Origin of the sequence: Vescimonas sanitatis (assembly GCF_049060325.1) — a bacterium.
GTDB lineage: Bacteria > Bacillota > Clostridia > Oscillospirales > Oscillospiraceae > Vescimonas > Vescimonas sanitatis.
Genome location: NZ_JBMGPW010000063.1, coordinates 1 through 300, shown reverse-complemented (window position 1 = coordinate 300; position 300 = coordinate 1). Strand labels below are relative to the sequence as shown.

The 300-nt window shown below is 59.0% G+C and carries 1 pseudogene; it reads right to left on the bottom strand.

Annotation, left to right across the window (positions count from 1 at the left end):
* Nucleotides 1-300, bottom strand: a pseudogene (locus ACOMDU_RS13870) (hypothetical protein); the annotation flags it as partial.

The following is a 300-nucleotide window of genomic DNA, read 5'->3' as shown; positions in this document are numbered from 1 at the left end:
CGGGTCGCCCAGCGCCCACAGTACCAGAAACGTACACAGCCCGTGACAGAAATCGAAGAAAAAGCTGGATAGATAGGCCGCGCCTATCGTCTGCCAGGTAAGGGGGCTGACGTAGCCGATGATGAAATACAGGTTCATGATCCAGCCGTACAGAAAGCCGGACAGGAAACCATAAAGGCACAGCCGCAGGGGCGCGTGGTCGGTAAGCTGCCGCACAAAATGCAGCAGATCGCCCCGGTTGGTATTCTCCGGGCACAGCCTGTCCCACCATTGCGCCGCAAAGTGACGGCGGCTTCTGCC